The following is a 16,691-nucleotide window of genomic DNA, read 5'->3' as shown; positions in this document are numbered from 1 at the left end:
AAAAATCGGAAATCGCCGCTTCATTCGATCACCTCATCGGCCTGAGCAAGTAGCATAGGTGGCACCGTGAGATTGAGCGCCTTGGCAGTCTTGAGGTTGACGAATAATTCGAATTTTGTTGGTTGTTCGACGGGAAGCTCCGCGGGTTTCGCTCCTTTGAGAATTTTGTCCACGAACCCAGCGATGCGACGGTTAAAGTCGATAATATCTGCCCCATAAGAAATTAGTCCACCGAGTTGCGCAAACTCCTTACCGATGCCCATCATGGGCAGGCGACGCTCTGCGGAAAAGTCGACGATGCGTTTTCGTTCAATGAAAAGCATCGGGCTCGGGAATATGACAAGTGCATCCACGTGGTCTCCTGCGATCGTGGAAAATGCCTGATCCAGCTCGCCGGGGCCGTTCACGGCGACAAGGCGCAGCTGCACTCCAAGGGTCCGGGCCGTTGTCTCTGCCTCATTCATCATGTCGGTCATCGTGCGCTCGCCATATGCAGTGGGGTGCCAAAGACCGGCTATCCGCGAGGCCATTGGTACCGCTTCCTTCAGGAGTGCAAGGCGTTTGGGGACAAGCTGTGGGCCAAGGAAGGTTAAACCCGTAACATTTCCTCCCGGCCTCGCAAGGCTCGCAACGAGCTTCTCTCCAACCGGATCGCCCATAACTGGCACCACAATGGGAATCGTGGCCGTCTCTTGCCGCAACGCGCGGGCAGCGAGCGAATTCGATGCGACGATGAGGTCGACGTTGAGACCTACCAGTTCACTCGCGATAGCCCGCAGTAGCTCTTCCTTCGAGTCGGCCGCTCGAACCTCTATGATTACGTTCCGACCATTGACATAGCCGTATTCGCCGAGTCCCGTATGGAAGGCTTTGAGGGACGCACGTGTCTGCTCAAGTGAACCCGTCGTTAGGAAACCAATTCGAGGTATCTTTTTGGGTTGCTGCGCCTGCAGAGCGGGCGGCCATATTGCGGTCAAGCCGAGTGTAATGATGAAATTCCGCCGCTGCATGCTCGAGCCCTCTCTACTGAGGTTTTCGCGGATCGTCCGCAGCATTCAGATAATCAATACCCGTTGGGCCGATGCCGGTGATCTGAACTTAGAGGGAGGCATCGTCGCGCTCCGACTAGAAGTGGATCATCCGATGCTACCCGAAGTAGTCGGCGCTCGCTATGGATCGAAAGCTCAGGGTGAGCACAATAAATCCGCTTTCGTGTGCATAGCATCCGACCTACCGCCTTCGGCGGGCCACACTGAACTGGGCTGTCTTGCCGTGATTCAAGCCCCTTATCGTGGGGGCGAATCATGCGTTACGAATTCACCGACAAAGAGTGGGCTGCAATCGAGTCGATGCTACCGAACGAGCCGCGCGGCGTGCCGCGGGTGTGATCGTCGTGTCCTCAATGGCATTTTCTGGATCTTGCGTTCTGGAGAGCCATGGCGCGATTTCAGCCCTTATCTTTACCGCGCCCGCAACAAAGTCGAACGGTTCTTCAATCGGATCAAGCAATGTCGTCGGGTTGCTACATGCTACGACAAGCTTGCAGCAACCGTCTTGCTTTCGTCCAGCTCGCATCCGTCCGGCTATGGCTGGCTGCGCGTAATGGGTCCACGCCCTAGCCTTTCACATACTGACGGTAGTCCGGCTCGCGGTGAAACCAGAACTCGTAGCCGGTGACGGCCTTCTGCATGGCGACGTCGTGGATTGGCTGGTTGAGCGGAACGATCGGCACGTCGCGCATGCAGAGCGCGATGAAGTCCCTCACGCACCGGTCGTACTCGGCTGCGTCCGCGGTGAAGCGGGCCTTGTCGATCAGCGCGTCCATCTCCTTGTTCTGGTAGGAGGAGATGTTGAAGATCGAGTTGTTGCCGTGGAAATTCCAGTAGAAGTAATATTCGGGATAATCGAGCCAGCCGCTGAAACGGTTGAGCGCAAGCGGCAGCTCTTTCTTGTTCAGCGTCGTCCGCCAGTTCGCGCCGGGGATCTTCTCGATTCCCGCCTTGATGCCGATCTTGGCGAGGCTCTCCTGGATCAGGATCGCGGTCGGCTCGCCGACGGTCGCGGTGCCTGTGTCGAGCGACAAGGTCGTCTCCAGGCCGGAGGCGAAGCCGGCTTCCTTCATCAACGCCTTGGCCTTGTCGAGATCGGTGACATAGGGAAACGGCTGCGGCCAGACTGGCTTTGAAACGTCGGCGGCGCCGCCGTACATCGGAACGGCACGGCCGAAGAACGCGCTGCTCTGGATCTGCTCATACGGCATCGCCCAGGCGATGGCCTGGCGCAGCTTGGCGTTGTCGAACGGCGGCTTTGCGGTGTTCAGAGCAACGTACCAGAGCGCATTGGGGATCGGTACGCCCGACACCCTGACCTTGCCTTCCCTGATCAGCTGGTCGAAATCGCGCGGCGCAAAGCCGCTCGACAAGTCCGCATCGCCTCGCTCCAGCATGGCGCGGCGCGTGCCGCCGGAGGGAACGTCGCGTGCGATCACGCGCCTGATCTTCGGCAACGGTCCGCTCTTCCAGTCGTCGAAGCGCGCCAGCACGGTCTCGCTGCCGGGCTTCCAGCTCTCGATCCTGTAGGCGCCGCCGCCGGCCTCGTTGTTCTTCAGCCACGCCAGCGCCCACGGGTCTTCAACCGTCGCATTTTTCTTCGCCAGCTCGGAATTGATGATGAACGGCACCACGACGGCGACGTTGAACAGCAGCATCTTGTCCTTGCGGACATAGTCGATGCGGAAAGTGTGATCGTCGACGACTGCGAACTGCTCGGGCTTTTCCAGCGATCCCGCCGACATCTGGAAGGTCGGAAAGCCGCCGACCTTCACCGCGCGGTCGAACGACCATTTCACGTCCTTGGCCGTAACCGGCGTCCCGTCGTGGAATTTTGCATCTTTTCGCAGGCGGAAGGTGCAGGACATGCCGTCGGCCGCGACCTCCCAGCTCTCGGCGAGTTCGGGCGCGAGCCTCTCGCGATCATACGACAGCGTTCCGTCCGGCAGCGTCTTGGAGGCGTAGGAGAGCAGGCGGTCGTAGCAATTCCACGATAGCCCGTTCACAGTCTGGTTGGAGCCGACGCCCTGCATGTCCAGCGAGTTCGGACCCAGCTCTTGCACCACCAGCAGCGTCTCGCTCCGGCCCTGCGCCCAGGCGAAGGAAGGCGCGACGGCACTTATGCCGGCGGCACCCACGCCGCCGAGCACCACGCTGCGGCGGCTGATATGGAAGGGTGAACTGCTCATGGGGGCCTCCTGTCCGGCAATTGTCCGGTATCGAGAGGCAAGGTGTGTGCCACCGGCACGAGTGATCGTACCGTATCCATGGCCGGCCGCCTCACGCGACGGCGCGAGGCGGTTTCATTCAGTGCGCCGGTGCGTTGCGCCAGGCGCTTCCTATTCGGCCTGCTCCAGTGCGGCAGGCATCTTCGCAACCGACATCAGCGATCGCGCGACCTGATTGAGCAGGAGATCGGCGTTTTCCTCTTCGGCGAGGGATTTGGAGAGCAGGGCGACCACTGCGCTATGCCGGAGCTGCTGTGCCAGGTTGCGTGCGGTGGTATAGCCGGACATCTCGTAATGTTCGACGCGTTGAGCCGCAGAAATCAGTGCGAGGTCGGCGGCTGCGTCCTCTTTTTCTTCGCCTTCCTTCATGACCTCCTGGCCTTCCTCGATGAGGCCCATCATGCCCTTGCAAGGCTTGGCGCGCGCGTTCTCGCCGAGCAGCTCGAAGCATTCGTTGATGCGCTCGATCTGATTCTCGGTCTCGGCCAGATGCTGCTCGAACATTTCCCGCAACTGGTCGAAGCGGGCGGCCTGCGCCATCTTGGGAAGCGCCTTGGTCAACTGCTTCTCGGCATGGAGAATGTCGCGCAGTTCATGGAGCAGCAGATCGGTCAGGCCGGCTTCGTCGACGGGCGGTGAGCTCTCCGTGACGATCGGCGTGCCGGCGCCGGGATCGGCGGACTGCAGCGCGGGCGATTCCGTGAACACCCAGTCCTCCCCCTCGTTCCAGGGACCGCGGGTGTCGATTTCGCCGTGCTCACCGCTGCCGGTGGAATCGTTGAAGTACTGGTTCACCAGGCCGGGCGTCGGCGCGATCCTGCCGACGCTGAAGGCCGGCTTCGACAGGCTTTCGAGCGCTCGCGCGAACGCCTTCATATGAGTGATCTCCCGCGTCATCAGGAACTGGAGTGCGTCCTTGCTGCCGGCGTCGTCGCAGAAATTGATCAGCCGTTCATAGACGATCTTCGCGCGCGCTTCGGCGGCGATGTTGCTGCGGAGGTCGACGTCGAGCTCGCCGGTGATCTTGAGATAGTCGGCGGTCCAGGGATTGCCTTGCGAATTGAACAGGTTGACGCCGCCGCCGCCGGCGATCGCAATCAGCGGATCGGCTTCCGCCGCCTGGCGGTCGTTCTTCGAAGGCGCAAGATGCATCCGTGCGAGACAACCGACGACTTCGAGATGGCTGAGCTCTTCGGTGCCGATATCCATCAAGAGATCCTTGCGGTCGGGGTCCTCGCAATTCAAACCTTGAATCGAATATTGCATCGCGGCCGCGAGTTCCCCGTTGGCGCCGCCGAACTGCTCGAGCAGCATATTGCCGAAGCGGGGATCGGGTTCGTCGACACGCACGGTGAACATCAGTTTTTTGACGTGGTGATACATGGGAGGGCTCGCGCTCTGAGGGAAACTATGCGCGTCAACCGACCCTCGGAATGTTCGTTCCTACTCTCGTCGAGATTCAGATCCGGTGTTGCGCGAAGGTGTGAAGCGGAGCGCATATGCACGTTCGTTGGTGCAGGCGAGATCTCTACGATCCCGCTGCTGCGCGGTTCTACGGCGCCCGCGCGATCAGTCCGTCAATCATCGCGCGCACGAGGCCTGCGATTTCCTTGCGCAGCGCTGGTAGCGGCACGGCGACCAGCTTCTGCTCCAACCCCAGCGCCACCATGCCATGCACCGCCGAGAACAGGCTGCGCGCGGTGATGCCGAGCTCCTCCTGGCCGCGCTTTGGAAACAGCGCGGCCAGCGGCTGGTAGATGTGGCGGAACAGCTGCATCTGATCCGCGACGGACCAGTCGGGGACGACCTTGTCGGCCTCCATGCGGTGCTCGAACAGCGCGCGCCAGAGCTGGAGATTTTCCGCCGCGAAATCGCAATAGGCGATGGCGATCCGGACCAGCGTCTCCTGCGGCGAGGGGACGCCCGCGCCTTCCGCCACGCTCAGCGCCTCGTCGAGCCGGAGCAACGTGCGCGACCCCACACGCAGGATAAGCTCGTCCATGTCGGCCACGAGATTATAGACCGCACCATTGGCGCAGCCGATCTCGCGGGCGAGATCGCGGGTTTTCAGCCCTGACAAACCACGGTCCGCGATCATCCGTTCCGCCGCCAGGATGAGCGCGGATCGAAGTTTCTCTCGACGTTCCAAGGCTTTAGACATATGTCGGCAAAATTCTTGAGCGTTGCTCAAATTTCTCTTGAACAATGTTCAAGGTTGTTGCTACAAAGGTTCTGTGAGCAACGCTCATAACAGGGAGCAACAGATGTTCAAGACCGTCGTGACACTTTTCCGCGGCAGCGTGGCCGCCGCCGGCGAAGAGCTGGAAGACCGAACTGCCCTTCTGATCCTCGACCAGCAGATGCGGGATGCGGCAGCCGCCGTCGAGCGCAGCAAGCGGACGCTGGCGCTGGCGATCGCGCAGGATCAGCAGGAAGGCCGCAAGCTCGAGGCGACGATCGCCCGCATTGCCGATCTCGAGACGCGCGCGGTCGCGGCGCTCGACGGCGGCCGCGAGGATCTCGCCAGGGACGCTGCCGAAGCCATCGCAGGCTTGGAGGCCGACCGCGATGCGGCGATGACGGCCCGCGCCTTGTTCGCGACCGAGATCGCCCGGCTGAAGCGGCATGTCGCAAGCGCGCAGGCCCGCATCACCGAGCTCGATCGCGGCCGCCGCGTCGCCCGCGCCTCGGAGGCGGTGCGCTCGCTTCGCCGCAGCGGCATCGAGGCGGCACGCCCTTACGAATCCACGCTGCCGGAGGCGGAGAGCACCCTGCGGCGCCTGCGCGAGCGGCAGGTGGAGGCCCAGGCGGCCGATGATGCGCTGGTCGAGCTCGATGCAGCCACCGGTCCGCTCGCCACCGCCGAGAGACTCGCCGAGCAGGGTTTTGGCCCCCGGCTGAAGACGACTGCGGACGACGTGCTGGTCCGGTTGAAGTCCAAGCGCGCGCCGACCGCGTGATCCCCAACCCCATCATCATTCGAACCAACAGGAGACGATCATGAACCAGAACGGCCAACCCCATAGCAGCGCCTGGGTGACCTTCACTTACGCGTCCTTCGCGGCTTCCGCGTTCCTCATTGCCATCGGCATCTTCTTCCTGCCGATCGACCTCTGGATGAAGGGCTATCTCACTATGGGCATCGTGATGCTGATCCAGACCTGCATCACCCTGACCAAGACCGTGCGCGACAATCACGAGAGCAGCCGGCTGGTGAACCGCATCGAGGATGCCAAGGCCGAACGGCTGCTGATGGAGGTTTCCAAGGCGGCTTGAAGAATGTGCCTTGCGCCAATCGGACGACGAGCAAGAGAGCCGCGGAGCGTCGCGCCGCAGCTCTCGCGTCTGCGACCACCCGGAATGACGTTTTGAACGGGCCTTCCGATCCGCATCCCGCATTGTACTTCGAACGCAGGTGCGTTATGGCTCTCGCGCTTTCCAGAGGCGGAGACGAGCTTTGTCGAAACAATCGCTGCGTGAGGAGGCCGAGCGCCTGATCCGCGAATCGATGGAAAAGAAGTCCATCGTCGTCAAGCAGGGCTCGACCCGCATCGAGGCCGTCTGCGGCAAGTGCGGCGCGCCGAACCGGGTCCAGGCGGAAAAAGGCCAGACCCGGGTCAAGTTCGCCTGCAAGAATTGCGGGCATCAGCAAGAGACGCTGTAGGGCGGTTGCGACTTACCGCGCCGCGAACACTCCAACCCTCATCCTGAGGAGCCCGCTGAAAGCGGGCGTCTCGAAGGATCGAGGCCGGGCTGCTGCAGCCGGGCCTGCATGGTTCGAGACGCGCGCAAGGGCGCGCTCCTCACCATGAGGGTCTGACAGTTATTTCCCTTCCACGAACCTGGTGAACGCATCCGCGTAATCCGGGTGCCAGCGCGACAGCGGCGGGCGGTTCTCGACGATGTCACCGGCGGCCCATTGCATGCGCTTCTCGTCGAGCGCTCGCGGCACGTCGTTGTCCGGGCACAGGATGTAGAAATCGCCCACCTCCAGCCGCGCCAGCATGAGATCGACCGTTTGCTCCGGCGTCCAGGCGCCGGCCGGCTTTTCGGTGCGCCCCTTCGCGGTGAGGCCGGTGAAGACGAAGCCGGGAATAAGCAAATGTGCCGTGACGCGACAGTCTCTCATGTTGCGCAGCTCGTGCTGAAGCGCCTCGGTAAATGCCTTCACGCCGGCCTTGGAGACATTGTAGGCGGGATCGCCCGGCGGCGTGGTGATGCCCTGCTTCGAGCCGGTGTTGATGATGAGGCCGGTCTTGCCGCGTGCGATCATGTTGGGCGCGAAGATGCGCGAGCCGTTGATGATGCCCCACATATTGACGGCGATGATGCGCTGCCAATTGTCGGGTTCGCCGAACAGCGTGCTGCCCGGCTGGATGCCGGCATTGTTCATGAGCAGGTCCGTTCCGCCGAACTGCGCGGCCACGGCGTGTTCCAGTTCCGTCACGCTCTCCGCGCTGCTGACATCGACGACGAAGGTCATCACGTTTGTGGCAACCGTGACGGATGACAGTTTTGTCGCAGCGTCCGCCAGCCGCTTCTGGTCCACGTCCGCGATACACACCTTCATGCCGGCGCGCGCGAACGCTGCGGCGGCGGCAAATCCGATTCCGGATGCGCCACCTGTGATCACGGCGACATTGTCTTTGACGATGGCGGGATGTGGCATGGATCATCTCCGGGGAGGACTCTTCGTCGCGTTATAACATGGCAGCACTCCGACCCTGCACAAGTTGGCATGGGAGGTCTTCGTTCGGTGCTGCCTTTACGCCTATCCGGCACGGCTGTATCCTTCATCCCAACGATCCCGCCCAGATCGAACCAATAAATCACCTGACAGGGAGTGCAGCCATGGCTGTGTCGCAGGCTATTCCGATCACGCGCCATCCGTTCGCGAATGGGTCCTACAAGCAGATGCTGATCGACGGGAAGTGGGTTGACGCAGCCTCAGGCAAGCGCTTCGAGACTCACAACCCCGCCACCGGCGAATTGCTCGCAACCGTCGCCGAGGGCGACAAGGAAGACATCGATCGTGCGGTTGCCGCCGCTCGCCGCGCCTTCGAGGGCCCCTGGAGCAAAGTGAAACCGTTCGAGCGGCAGAATCTGCTGCTCAAGCTTGCCGATCTCGTCGAGAAGAATTTCGACGAATTGTCGCAGCTCGACACCCTCGACATGGGTGCGCCTCTCAGCCGCACCCGGGCCTATCGTCTGCGCGCCGTCGGCATGCTGCGTTATTACGCCGGCCAGACCACGGCGATCCACGGCGAGACCATCGAGAACTCGTTGCCCGGCGAAATCTTCTCCTACACGCTGAAGGAGCCGATCGGTGTCGTCGGCGCCATCATTCCCTGGAACGGCCCGCTGACCGCGACGATCTGGAAGATCGGCCCGGCGATCGCGACCGGCTGCACCGTGGTGCTCAAGCCCGCCGAAGAGGCGCCGCTGACATCGCTGCGCATCGCCGAGCTGGCGATGGAGGCCGGCATTCCGCCCGGCGTCGTCAACGTCGTGCCCGGCTATGGCGAGACCGCGGGCGCCGCGCTCGCCTCGCATCATGACGTCGACAAGGTCGCCTTCACCGGCTCGCACGTCACGGGTCAGTCGATCATCCGCGCCTCCGCCGGCAACTTGAAGCGTGTTTCGCTCGAGCTCGGCGGCAAGTCGCCGGACATCGTGTTCGCCGACGCCGATCTCGACGCCGCAGTGCCCGGCGCGGCGATGGCGGTGTTTGCCAATTCGGGGCAAATCTGCAGCGCCGGCACGCGCCTTTTCGTCGAGCAGTCGATCTACGAGGAGTTCGTCGGCCGCGTCGCCGAGTTCGGCAAGAAGCTGCAGGTCGGCAACGGTCTCGATCCCAATGTGCAGATCGGCCCGCTGGTGTCCGAGCAACAGCTCGAGCGCGTCACCGGCTATCTCGACATCGGCCAGAAGGAAGGCGCGAAGGCGCTCGCCGGCGGGGGCCGCGTCACCGAGGGGGCATTGTCGAAGGGCTTCTTCGTCTCGCCGACCGTGTTCGCGGGCGTTCAGGACAACATGCGCATCGCGCAGGAGGAGATTTTTGGCCCCGTCATCTCCGCGATCGCATTCAAGGACATGGACGAGCTGGTCAAGCGCGCCAACAACACCACCTTCGGCCTCGGTTCGGGCCTGTGGACGCGCGACGTCAGCAAAGCGCATGCGGTCGCAAAATCGCTGCGTGCCGGTTCGGTGTGGGTGAACTGCTACCAGGCCATGGATCCGGCCGTGCCCTTCGGCGGCTACAAGATGAGCGGCTATGGCCGCGAGTCCGGCAAGCAGCATGTCGAGGAATATCTCAACGTGAAGGCCGTCTGGGTCAAGACGGCCTAGCGGCTGTGCTCTCCGCCTTCCGCGAGAGGGAATATCTGCTTTTGTGGGGCGGCGCCTTTTCCGGGGGCCGCCCCTCGCTATATGATCCGCATCCTTCCAAAGTAATTCGGGGTCAGCATGAAATTCGAGGCGTTGTTTAGACCGTTGCAGGTCGGGCCGTACAAGCTTGCGCATCGCGTGGCGATGGCGCCGCTGACACGCATGCGGGCCGAGCGCGCGAGCTTTTCTCCGAGGCCGCTCAACGCCGAATATTACGGCCAGCGTGCGACGCAAGGCGGCCTGATCATCGCCGAAGCCTCGCCGGTGCTCTCGCACGGCCGCGGTAATCCCGCGACGCCCGGCATCTATTCGGAAACGCAGATCGCCGGCTGGCGCAAGGTGACGGATGCCGTGCACGCCAAGGGCGGCATCATCTTCCTCCAGCTCTGGCATGTCGGCCGCGTCTCGCATTCCTCGTTCCACGGCGGCGAGCTGCCGGTTTCGGCCTCCGCGATCCCGATCAAGGCCGAGGGCATGAAGGCGATGACGGCCGACGGCAAGATCTCGGACTATGAGACGCCGCGCGCGCTGGAGACCGAGGAGGTCAAGGGTATCGTCGAGGCCTTCAGGCAGGGCGCGAAGAATGCGCTCGCGGCCGGCTTCGACGGCGTCGAGATCCACGGCGCCAACGGCTATCTGCTCGAGCAATTCCTGCAATCACGCAGCAACCAGCGCACCGATCAATATGGTGGATCGATCGAGAACCGCGCGCGGCTGCTGCTCGAGATCACGCAGGCCGCGATCGACGTCTGGGGTGCGAACCGCGTCGGCGTGCGACTGTCGCCGCATGGCATAGCCAATGATTCCGGCGAGCCCGATCCGATGCCGCTCTACACCCACGTGGTGAAGGCGCTCGACAAGCTCGGCCTCGCCTATCTGCACTTCATCGAGCCGCGATCGAGCGGCTCGGGTCGCGCCGAAGTCAACTGGCAGAATGTGCCGTCGGCGATGCTGCTGTTCCGCCCGCTCTACGGTGGCGTGCTGATGACCGCTGGCGGCTTTACCGGCGAGACCGCGAATGCGGCGATCGCCGATGGACACGCCGACATCATCGCCTTCGGCCGCATCTTCATCTCCAATCCCGATCTGCCGCGCCGCCTGCAGCACGACTATCCGATCACGCCGTACAACCGCGCGACGTTCTATGGCGGCGAGGAGAAGGGGTATACGGATTATCCTGTTTATGACGAGCTGACGCCGGCCTGACCTCTTCCGTCATTCCGGGGCGATGCGGAGCATCGAATTATGGTGCGCAATTGCGCACCGGAGAATCTCGAGATTCCGGGTCTGGTGCTTCGCACCATCCCGGAATGACCGCAGGGAAAACACAAATGGTCAAAGCCGCAGCCGCCGCAGGCCTCGCCACCGGGCAATGCCTCTGCGGCAAGGTCACCTTCGAGATCGATATCCCTGCGCGCTGGGCCTGGCACGATCACTCCGCCTCCAGCCGCCGCGCTCACGGCGCGGCGTACGCGACCTATGTCGGCAGCTGGAAGAAGCGGTTTCGCATTACGTCAGGCAAGACGGCGCTGACGCGCTACGAGGACAAGTCCACCAGGACCACGCGCAGCTTCTGCTCGCAATGCGGGACGCCGATTGCCTATGAACGTCCGCGCGGTCCGCACATGGTCAACATCCCGCGTGCGCTCTTCAGGGAACGCACCGGCCGCCAGCCGCTCTATCACATCGCGATCGAGGAGCTGCAGGAATGGGCCTATACCGGCGAGCCGCTGGTGCCGCTGAAGGGATTTCCGGGCGTGGTCTGGCAGCGGTCGAAAAAGAAGAAGCGGGCAGGCGGCGAGGACCCGTTCGAGCTGGGGCGGGAGGAAATGTAGCGCGCAACGTACTCCGCTCTCGTGCCCCGGACGCGGTGCGGCACGAAGTGACGCTCCGCCGAGCCAGGGCCCATGCAGAATGCGGCGAGCAACTGGGTCCCGGCTCTGCGCCGCACCGCTGCGCGCTGCGTCGCGTCCGGGACACGAGAGTACGGTTTGTGCGCCCGCGCAACGCAGCCATGACCACGCTTCCTTGCGCGCCTCCCGCGACTTCGGCCATCATGGCGCCGTCCTTGCGGCAACGTCCGCTCCTGGAGGAAACATGAAGAACAAGATCACCGGCCGCTCCGCCTTTCTCGCGCTGCTCAAGGACGAAGGCATCACGCATCTGTTCGGCAACCCCGGCACCACCGAGCTGCCGATCATGCATGCGCTGAAGGACCATCCCGACCTCACCTATGTGATGGCGATGCAGGAGAGCCTGGTGGTCGCGATCGCCGATGGCTATAGCCGCGCCTCGGGAAAACTCGTCGCCTGCAACGTTCATGTCGCGCCCGGCCTCGGCAACGCCATGGGCTCGCTCTACAACGCCCAGTTCACGGGTACGCCGATGATCCTGACCGCCGGCCAGCAGGAGCAGGGACATGGCCTGATGGAGCCAGTGCTGTATGGCCCGCTGGTGCGCATGGCCGAACCCCTGGTGAAATGGGCGGTGGAGGTGACGCGGCTGGAGGATCTGCCGCGCATCGTGCGCCGTGCCGCCAAGATTGCGACGACGCCGCCGACGGGGCCGGTGTTCATCTCGCTGCCCGGCGACATCCTGAACAGCGAAGCCGGAATCGATCTCGGCCGCTCCACCCGCATCGACGCGCGGACGAGACCGTCGGACGAAGCGCTCAAGGCGTTTGCTGCGCGCCTGCTCAGGGCGGAGCGCCCCGTCATCGTCACCATGGACGAGGTGGTCAAGAGCGATGCGCTGAAGGAGGCCGCCGAACTTGCCGAACTGCTCGGCGCGGCGGCCTTTCAATCCTCAACGCCCTATGGCTCGCACTTCCTGTCGGAGAGCCCGAGCTTTGTCGGCACGCTGGCACGCGTGCAGAAGGTCGCGCGCGATACGCTTGCGCCATACGACCTCCTGATCGCGCTCGGCGGCGATCCGTTGCGGATGTCTGTTTATAGCGAGGTTGATGCGCTGCCGGATGGTCTCGGTGTCGTGCAGATCGGCCTCGTCGATTGGGAGATCGCCAAGAACTATGGCGTCGAGATCGCCCTGAAGGCGGATCTGAAGGAAACCTTGCGCGCGCTGATCCCGGTGCTGAAGGAGATGGGTGGCGCGACACTGGCGAGCCGCGCCAAGCAGCGTCTCGCCGAACTCGCGCCGAAGAACTGGACCGCACGCCGCGCGGCGCTGGTCGAGCAGATCGGCAAGAGCGCTGGCCGCACGCCAATCGATCCGGACTTCCTGGTGCTGCAGATGGTCGAGGCCATGCCTGACAATGCCATCCTGGTCGACGAAGGCCTCACCTCCAGCCGTCAAGTGACGGCGCTGCGGCCGCATCGCGATCGCTACGGCTATCACGGTCTTGCCTCGGGCGGCATCGGCTGGGGCCTGCCGGCCTCGGTCGGCGCCAGCATCGCCAATCCTGATCGTCCGGTCGTCTGCTTCTCGGGCGACGGCAGTGCGATGTATTCGATCCAGTCGCTATGGACCGCGGCGCATCACAAGCTGCCGCTCAACGTCGTCATCGTCAACAATGGCGGCTACCGCATCATCAAGCAGCGCCTGCTCGCCTTCCACGGCGACGACAATTATGTCGGCATGGATTTCGTCGATCCGCCCGTGGATTTCGCCGGCGTCGCCAAGGCGCTCGGCTGCGAGGCAATCAAGGTGAGCGATCCCCGCGAGCTGAAGGCGACGCTGGCGTCGGCGTTTGGCCGGCCGGGGACGAAGCTGATCGAGGTGATGGTGGACGGGAAGGTGTAGGGCAGGCTGCCTCCACGGCGTCGTCCCGGCGAACGCCGGGACCTATACCGCGCGATCTATCGATTGCGGACAGACCTAATCCCGAACAACGAGTCTTCGCCAAACCACTCCCTGGGGGTATGGGTCCCGGCGTTCGCCGGGACGACACCTAGGACGTGGCAACTACCTTTTCCTCCCCACCCTATATCCGGCCGCCGGATGCGGCGCATCCAGCCTTGCGCGGCCGGCGCCGAACAGCTTCTCCCGCAGCGTGCCCTTGGCGTATTCCGACTTGTACCGTCCGCGCCGCGTCAGCTCCGGCACCAGCATGTCGGCGATATCCTCGAAATCGCCGGGCGAGATCGCAAACGCGACGTTGAGGCCGTCGACGTCGGTCTTCTCGAACCAGTCCTCGATCTTGTCCGCGACCATCTCCGGCGTGCCGACCACGACAGGGCCGGCGCCGCCGATGCCGACATGCTCGATGACGTCGCGCACGGTCCAGACGCGGTCGGGATCGCCGCGGGTGACGTTGTCGAGCGCGCTGCGGCCGGCGTCGTTCTGGACGTGACGCACCTGCTGGTCGAGCTCGTAGCCGGAGAAGTCGATGCCGGTCCATCCCGACATCAGAGCCAGCGCGCCTTCCGGATTGATATGCGACCGGTAGTCGGCGTATTTCGCCGCAGCTTCCGCTTCCGTGTTGCCGAGGATGATCGTCATCATGTTGAACATCAGGATCTCAGCCGGATCGCGGCCGACCGCGGCGGCCTCCTGGCGGATCGCGGCGACGCGCGGCCCGATGATCTTGGCCGACGGTCCCGACATGAACACGCATTCGGCATGCTTGGCCGCGAACTGCCGGCCACGCGGCGAGGTGCCGGCCTGGTACAGGACCGGCGTGCGCTGGGGCGAGGGCTCGCTGAGATGGATGGTGTTGTTGATGCGGTAGTTCGCGCTCTCGTGATTGATGCGGTGAACCTTGCTGGGATCGGTGAAGATGCCGCGCTTGCGGTCGCGCAGCACGGCGTCGTCCTCCCAGCTCCCTTCCCAGAGCTTGTAGACCACCTCCATATATTCGTCCGCGATGTCGTAGCGGTCGTCATGCCCGGTCTGCTTGTCCTTGCCGGCGCCACGCGCGGCACTGTCGAGATAGCCGGTGACGACGTTCCAGCCGATCCGCCCCTCGGTGAGATGGTCCAGCGTAGACATCCGCCGCGCGAACGGATAGGGCGGCTCGAACGACAGATTGCTGGTGACGCCGAAGCCGAGGTCTTTCGTCACCGCGGCCATCGCCGAGAGCAGCAGTAGCGGCTCGTTCGACGGCGTCTGTGCTGCGTTGCGCAAGGCAGCGTCAGGACTGTTGCCGTAGACGTCGTAGACGCCGAGCACGTCGGCCAGGAACAGCCCGTCGAAACGGCCGCGCTCCAGTGTCCTGGCAAGATCGATCCAGTAAGGCAGGCGGTTATACTCGGCGGTGCGGTCGCGCGGATGAGTCCACAGGCCCGGCGACTGGTGCGCGACGCAATTCATCGCAAAGGCATTGAGCCTGATCTGCTTGGCCATGATCGTTCCCCGGCGCTCTATACTGAGCGCTCTTCGAATGGTAGATGTGCGCCCGAACTTGGCGAAGTTCTTGCATATAACCTGCGCTTGGCAAGGCCAAAATCAGCGGGCTGCCGCCCTTGGCAAGCCAGTCTCAAGAGAGCAAGAACGAAATCCCAAGAGAACTACAAGAGAAGTTCAAGAGAACTCCAAGAACTATCGACGTCCCCGCCACTTTCGAAGGGCCACCTGTCTCGGGTAGGGTCCTTTGTCTCAAAGTCTCGAAAAGCAAGTCATGACCAGAGCCGACGCCATCGCCCGCGCCCACGAGGATTTCAAATCCGGTGCGTTCCTCGCTGAACTCGACCGCCGCGTCGCCTTCAAGACCGAAAGCCAGAATCCCTCGCGCGGCGCCGAGCTGCGCGCCTATCTGGAACAGGAGATGCAGCCGGCGTTTGCCGCGCTGGATTTTACCAGCCGCATCGTCGAGTCCCCGAGTGGCAAGTCGCCGTTCCTGTTCGCCGAGCATCACGAAAACGCCTCAGCGCCCACCGTGCTGATCTACGGCCATGGCGACGTCGTCGACGGCATGGAGGGCGAGTGGCGCGAGGGCCGCGATCCCTGGCGCACGACGGTTGCGGGCACGCGGCTCTATGGCCGCGGCACCGCCGACAACAAGGGCCAGCACAGCATCAACATGGCGGCACTCCGCGCGGTGCGAGACGCCCGTGGCGGCAAGCTCGGCTTCAACGCCAAGTTCATCGTCGAGATGGGCGAGGAGATCGGCTCGCCCGATCTGGGCAAGGTGTGCGACCTCAATCGCGACGCGCTCAAGGCCGATTTGTTCATGGCCTCCGACGGGCCGCGCCTGTCCGCCGACCGCCCGACGCTGTTCCTGGGATGCCGCGGCGGCATCCGCATTCATCTCGATGTGAACCTGCGCGATGGCGGCCACCATTCCGGCAATTGGGGCGGCGTGCTCGCCAACCCCGCGACCATTCTGGTGAATGCCATCTCGACGCTGGTCGACGGCCACGGCCGCCTGCAGCTCGACGCCCTGAAGCCGCCGCGCCTCACCAACCAGATCCGCAGCTATCTTGCCGACGTACAGGTGGTGCCGACCGAGGACGAGCCGGCGCTTGCCGAGAACTGGGGCGAGGAGGGGCTGTCGGCCGCCGAGCGGCTTTACGCCTGGAACACGCTGGAAGTGCTGGCGATGTCATCGGGCAATATCGAGAAGCCGGCCAACGCCATTCCGGGCCATGCCAATGCTGTGCTGCAACTGCGTTTCGTGGTCGGCACCGAGGTCGGCGGCCTGATCGAGGCGATCCGCGCGCATCTTGTCCAGAAGGGCTTTTCGATGGTCGAGGTGCGGGCGGCGCAGAGCTTTGCTGCATCGCGCACCGATTTCGACAGCCCCTGGATCAAATGGGCGGCGGATTCGGTGAAAGAGACCACCGGCAAGCCGCCGGCGGTGCTGCCGAACTTCGGCGGCTCGCTGCCCAACGACGTATTCTCCGAGATCCTGGGTCTGCCGACGATCTGGGTCCCGCACTCCTATCCCGGCTGCTCCCAGCATGCGCCCAATGAGCACATCCTGCTGCCATTGACGGAAGAAGCCTTGACGGTGATGGCCGGCCTGTTCTGGGATCTCGGGGAATTGCCCAAGCCGCTGACCTGAGCCCATTAACCTCTGCCGCAAGCCAGCCGAAAGTCACATTCTAATCCGGCCCAATCTGTGCTTGCA

Annotated in this window: 14 protein-coding genes and 2 pseudogenes; 10 read left to right on the top strand and 6 right to left on the bottom strand. The window is 63.5% G+C overall.

Annotation, left to right across the window (positions count from 1 at the left end; all coding sequences use genetic code 11):
- Positions 1 to 20: 20 nt before the first annotated feature.
- Positions 21 to 1,055: an ABC transporter substrate-binding protein gene (locus GGD67_RS06740; RefSeq protein ID WP_018321494.1), complete on the bottom strand. Its 1,035-nt coding sequence runs from the start codon at positions 1,053 to 1,055 to the stop codon at positions 21 to 23.
- A 249-nt stretch (positions 1,056 to 1,304) separates the two neighbouring features.
- On the opposite strand from GGD67_RS06740, the pseudogene GGD67_RS39160 reads away from it, so the two are divergent.
- Positions 1,305 to 1,446 (top strand): annotated as a pseudogene (locus tag GGD67_RS39160) (transposase); the annotation flags it as partial.
- A gap of 12 nt (positions 1,447 to 1,458) precedes the next feature.
- A pseudogene (locus GGD67_RS39155) lies at positions 1,459 to 1,619 on the top strand (IS5/IS1182 family transposase); the annotation flags it as partial.
- Here GGD67_RS39155 and GGD67_RS06730 read toward each other — a convergent pair.
- The 3 genes from GGD67_RS06730 to GGD67_RS06720 form a co-directional block, all read right to left on the bottom strand.
- Entirely contained in the window at positions 1,616 to 3,238 is a 1,623-nt protein-coding gene (locus tag GGD67_RS06730; protein ID WP_179731751.1) for an ABC transporter substrate-binding protein, read from the bottom strand. The pseudogene GGD67_RS39155 and the gene GGD67_RS06730 sit on opposite strands and share 4 nt — an antisense overlap.
- Before the next feature lie 150 nt (positions 3,239 to 3,388).
- Positions 3,389 to 4,660 (bottom strand): DUF892 family protein, encoded by a 1,272-nt coding sequence (locus GGD67_RS06725; RefSeq protein ID WP_179731749.1) that lies wholly within the window; start codon positions 4,658 to 4,660, stop codon positions 3,389 to 3,391.
- Positions 4,661 to 4,829: 169 nt separating this feature from the next.
- Complete coding sequence (locus GGD67_RS06720) at positions 4,830 to 5,438, bottom strand: TetR/AcrR family transcriptional regulator (protein ID WP_092255429.1); 609 nt, start codon at positions 5,436 to 5,438, stop codon at positions 4,830 to 4,832.
- A 103-nt stretch (positions 5,439 to 5,541) separates the two neighbouring features.
- Here GGD67_RS06720 and GGD67_RS06715 point away from each other — a divergent pair, with 103 nt between their 5' ends.
- The 3 genes from GGD67_RS06715 (at position 5,542) to GGD67_RS06705 (ending at position 6,941) form a co-directional block, all read left to right on the top strand.
- Positions 5,542 to 6,237: a PspA/IM30 family protein gene (locus GGD67_RS06715; RefSeq protein ID WP_179731747.1), complete on the top strand. Its 696-nt coding sequence runs from the start codon at positions 5,542 to 5,544 to the stop codon at positions 6,235 to 6,237.
- Positions 6,238 to 6,277: 40 nt separating this feature from the next.
- Positions 6,278 to 6,553 carry a YiaA/YiaB family inner membrane protein gene (locus GGD67_RS06710; RefSeq protein WP_018321499.1) on the top strand — a complete coding sequence of 92 codons (276 nt, stop codon included), beginning with the start codon at positions 6,278 to 6,280 and terminating at the stop codon, positions 6,551 to 6,553.
- Positions 6,554 to 6,734: 181 nt separating this feature from the next.
- Positions 6,735 to 6,941, top strand: a complete 207-nt coding sequence (locus tag GGD67_RS06705) for a hypothetical protein (protein WP_179731745.1) — start codon at positions 6,735 to 6,737, stop codon at positions 6,939 to 6,941.
- Between the two features lie 159 nt (positions 6,942 to 7,100).
- On the opposite strand, the gene GGD67_RS06700 is transcribed toward GGD67_RS06705, so the two are convergent.
- The gene (locus GGD67_RS06700; RefSeq protein WP_179731743.1) at positions 7,101 to 7,946 is read right to left on the bottom strand and encodes an SDR family NAD(P)-dependent oxidoreductase; all 846 of its coding nucleotides are present in this window, start codon (positions 7,944 to 7,946) and stop codon (positions 7,101 to 7,103) included.
- 182 nt (positions 7,947 to 8,128) lie between these two features.
- Here GGD67_RS06700 and GGD67_RS06695 point away from each other — a divergent pair, with 182 nt between their 5' ends.
- From GGD67_RS06695 to GGD67_RS06680, 4 genes are all read left to right on the top strand, one after another.
- Positions 8,129 to 9,625, top strand: coding sequence for an aldehyde dehydrogenase family protein (locus tag GGD67_RS06695; RefSeq protein ID WP_018321502.1), 1,497 nt, complete (start codon positions 8,129 to 8,131; stop codon positions 9,623 to 9,625).
- A gap of 117 nt (positions 9,626 to 9,742) precedes the next feature.
- A complete protein-coding gene (locus tag GGD67_RS06690; RefSeq protein ID WP_179731741.1) occupies positions 9,743 to 10,870 on the top strand; it encodes an alkene reductase in 1,128 nt (375 codons plus the stop codon).
- Positions 10,871 to 10,995: 125 nt separating this feature from the next.
- On the top strand, positions 10,996 to 11,499 hold the full coding sequence (locus GGD67_RS06685; RefSeq protein WP_179731740.1) for a GFA family protein: 504 nt from the start codon (positions 10,996 to 10,998) through the stop codon (positions 11,497 to 11,499).
- A 262-nt stretch (positions 11,500 to 11,761) separates the two neighbouring features.
- Positions 11,762 to 13,423, top strand: a complete 1,662-nt coding sequence (locus GGD67_RS06680) for a thiamine pyrophosphate-binding protein (RefSeq protein WP_018321505.1) — start codon at positions 11,762 to 11,764, stop codon at positions 13,421 to 13,423.
- A 162-nt stretch (positions 13,424 to 13,585) separates the two neighbouring features.
- Here the strand turns inward: GGD67_RS06680 and GGD67_RS06675 are convergent, their stop codons facing one another.
- Positions 13,586 to 14,965 (bottom strand): LLM class flavin-dependent oxidoreductase, encoded by a 1,380-nt coding sequence (locus tag GGD67_RS06675; protein WP_179731737.1) that lies wholly within the window; start codon positions 14,963 to 14,965, stop codon positions 13,586 to 13,588.
- 274 nt (positions 14,966 to 15,239) lie between these two features.
- Between GGD67_RS06675 and GGD67_RS06670 the strand changes: the two genes are divergently transcribed.
- Positions 15,240 to 16,625 (top strand): M20 family metallopeptidase, encoded by a 1,386-nt coding sequence (locus GGD67_RS06670; RefSeq protein WP_179731735.1) that lies wholly within the window; start codon positions 15,240 to 15,242, stop codon positions 16,623 to 16,625.
- Positions 16,626 to 16,691: the final 66 nt, after the last annotated feature.

It is taken from the genome of Bradyrhizobium sp. IAR9 (genome assembly GCF_013408065.1).
Classification (GTDB): domain Bacteria; phylum Pseudomonadota; class Alphaproteobacteria; order Rhizobiales; family Xanthobacteraceae; genus Bradyrhizobium.
The sequence above is the reverse complement of the archived record's forward strand: the minus strand, read 5'-3'. Positions and strand labels throughout refer to the sequence as shown.

Coding starts and splice junctions, on each gene's coding strand:
- GGD67_RS06670 (WP_179731735.1), top strand. CDS start 15,240: ATGACCAGAGCCGACGCCATCGCCCGCGCCCACGAGGATTTCAAATCC.
- GGD67_RS06730 (WP_179731751.1), bottom strand. CDS start 3,238: ATGAGCAGTTCACCCTTCCATATCAGCCGCCGCAGCGTGGTGCTCGGC.
- GGD67_RS06715 (WP_179731747.1), top strand. CDS start 5,542: ATGTTCAAGACCGTCGTGACACTTTTCCGCGGCAGCGTGGCCGCCGCC.
- GGD67_RS06700 (WP_179731743.1), bottom strand. CDS start 7,946: ATGCCACATCCCGCCATCGTCAAAGACAATGTCGCCGTGATCACAGGT.
- GGD67_RS06725 (WP_179731749.1), bottom strand. CDS start 4,660: ATGTATCACCACGTCAAAAAACTGATGTTCACCGTGCGTGTCGACGAA.
- GGD67_RS06740 (WP_018321494.1), bottom strand. CDS start 1,055: ATGCTGCGGACGATCCGCGAAAACCTCAGTAGAGAGGGCTCGAGCATG.
- GGD67_RS06685 (WP_179731740.1), top strand. CDS start 10,996: ATGGTCAAAGCCGCAGCCGCCGCAGGCCTCGCCACCGGGCAATGCCTC.
- GGD67_RS06695 (WP_018321502.1), top strand. CDS start 8,129: ATGGCTGTGTCGCAGGCTATTCCGATCACGCGCCATCCGTTCGCGAAT.
- GGD67_RS06675 (WP_179731737.1), bottom strand. CDS start 14,965: ATGGCCAAGCAGATCAGGCTCAATGCCTTTGCGATGAATTGCGTCGCG.
- GGD67_RS06680 (WP_018321505.1), top strand. CDS start 11,762: ATGAAGAACAAGATCACCGGCCGCTCCGCCTTTCTCGCGCTGCTCAAG.
- GGD67_RS06690 (WP_179731741.1), top strand. CDS start 9,743: ATGAAATTCGAGGCGTTGTTTAGACCGTTGCAGGTCGGGCCGTACAAG.
- GGD67_RS06710 (WP_018321499.1), top strand. CDS start 6,278: ATGAACCAGAACGGCCAACCCCATAGCAGCGCCTGGGTGACCTTCACT.
- GGD67_RS06720 (WP_092255429.1), bottom strand. CDS start 5,438: ATGTCTAAAGCCTTGGAACGTCGAGAGAAACTTCGATCCGCGCTCATC.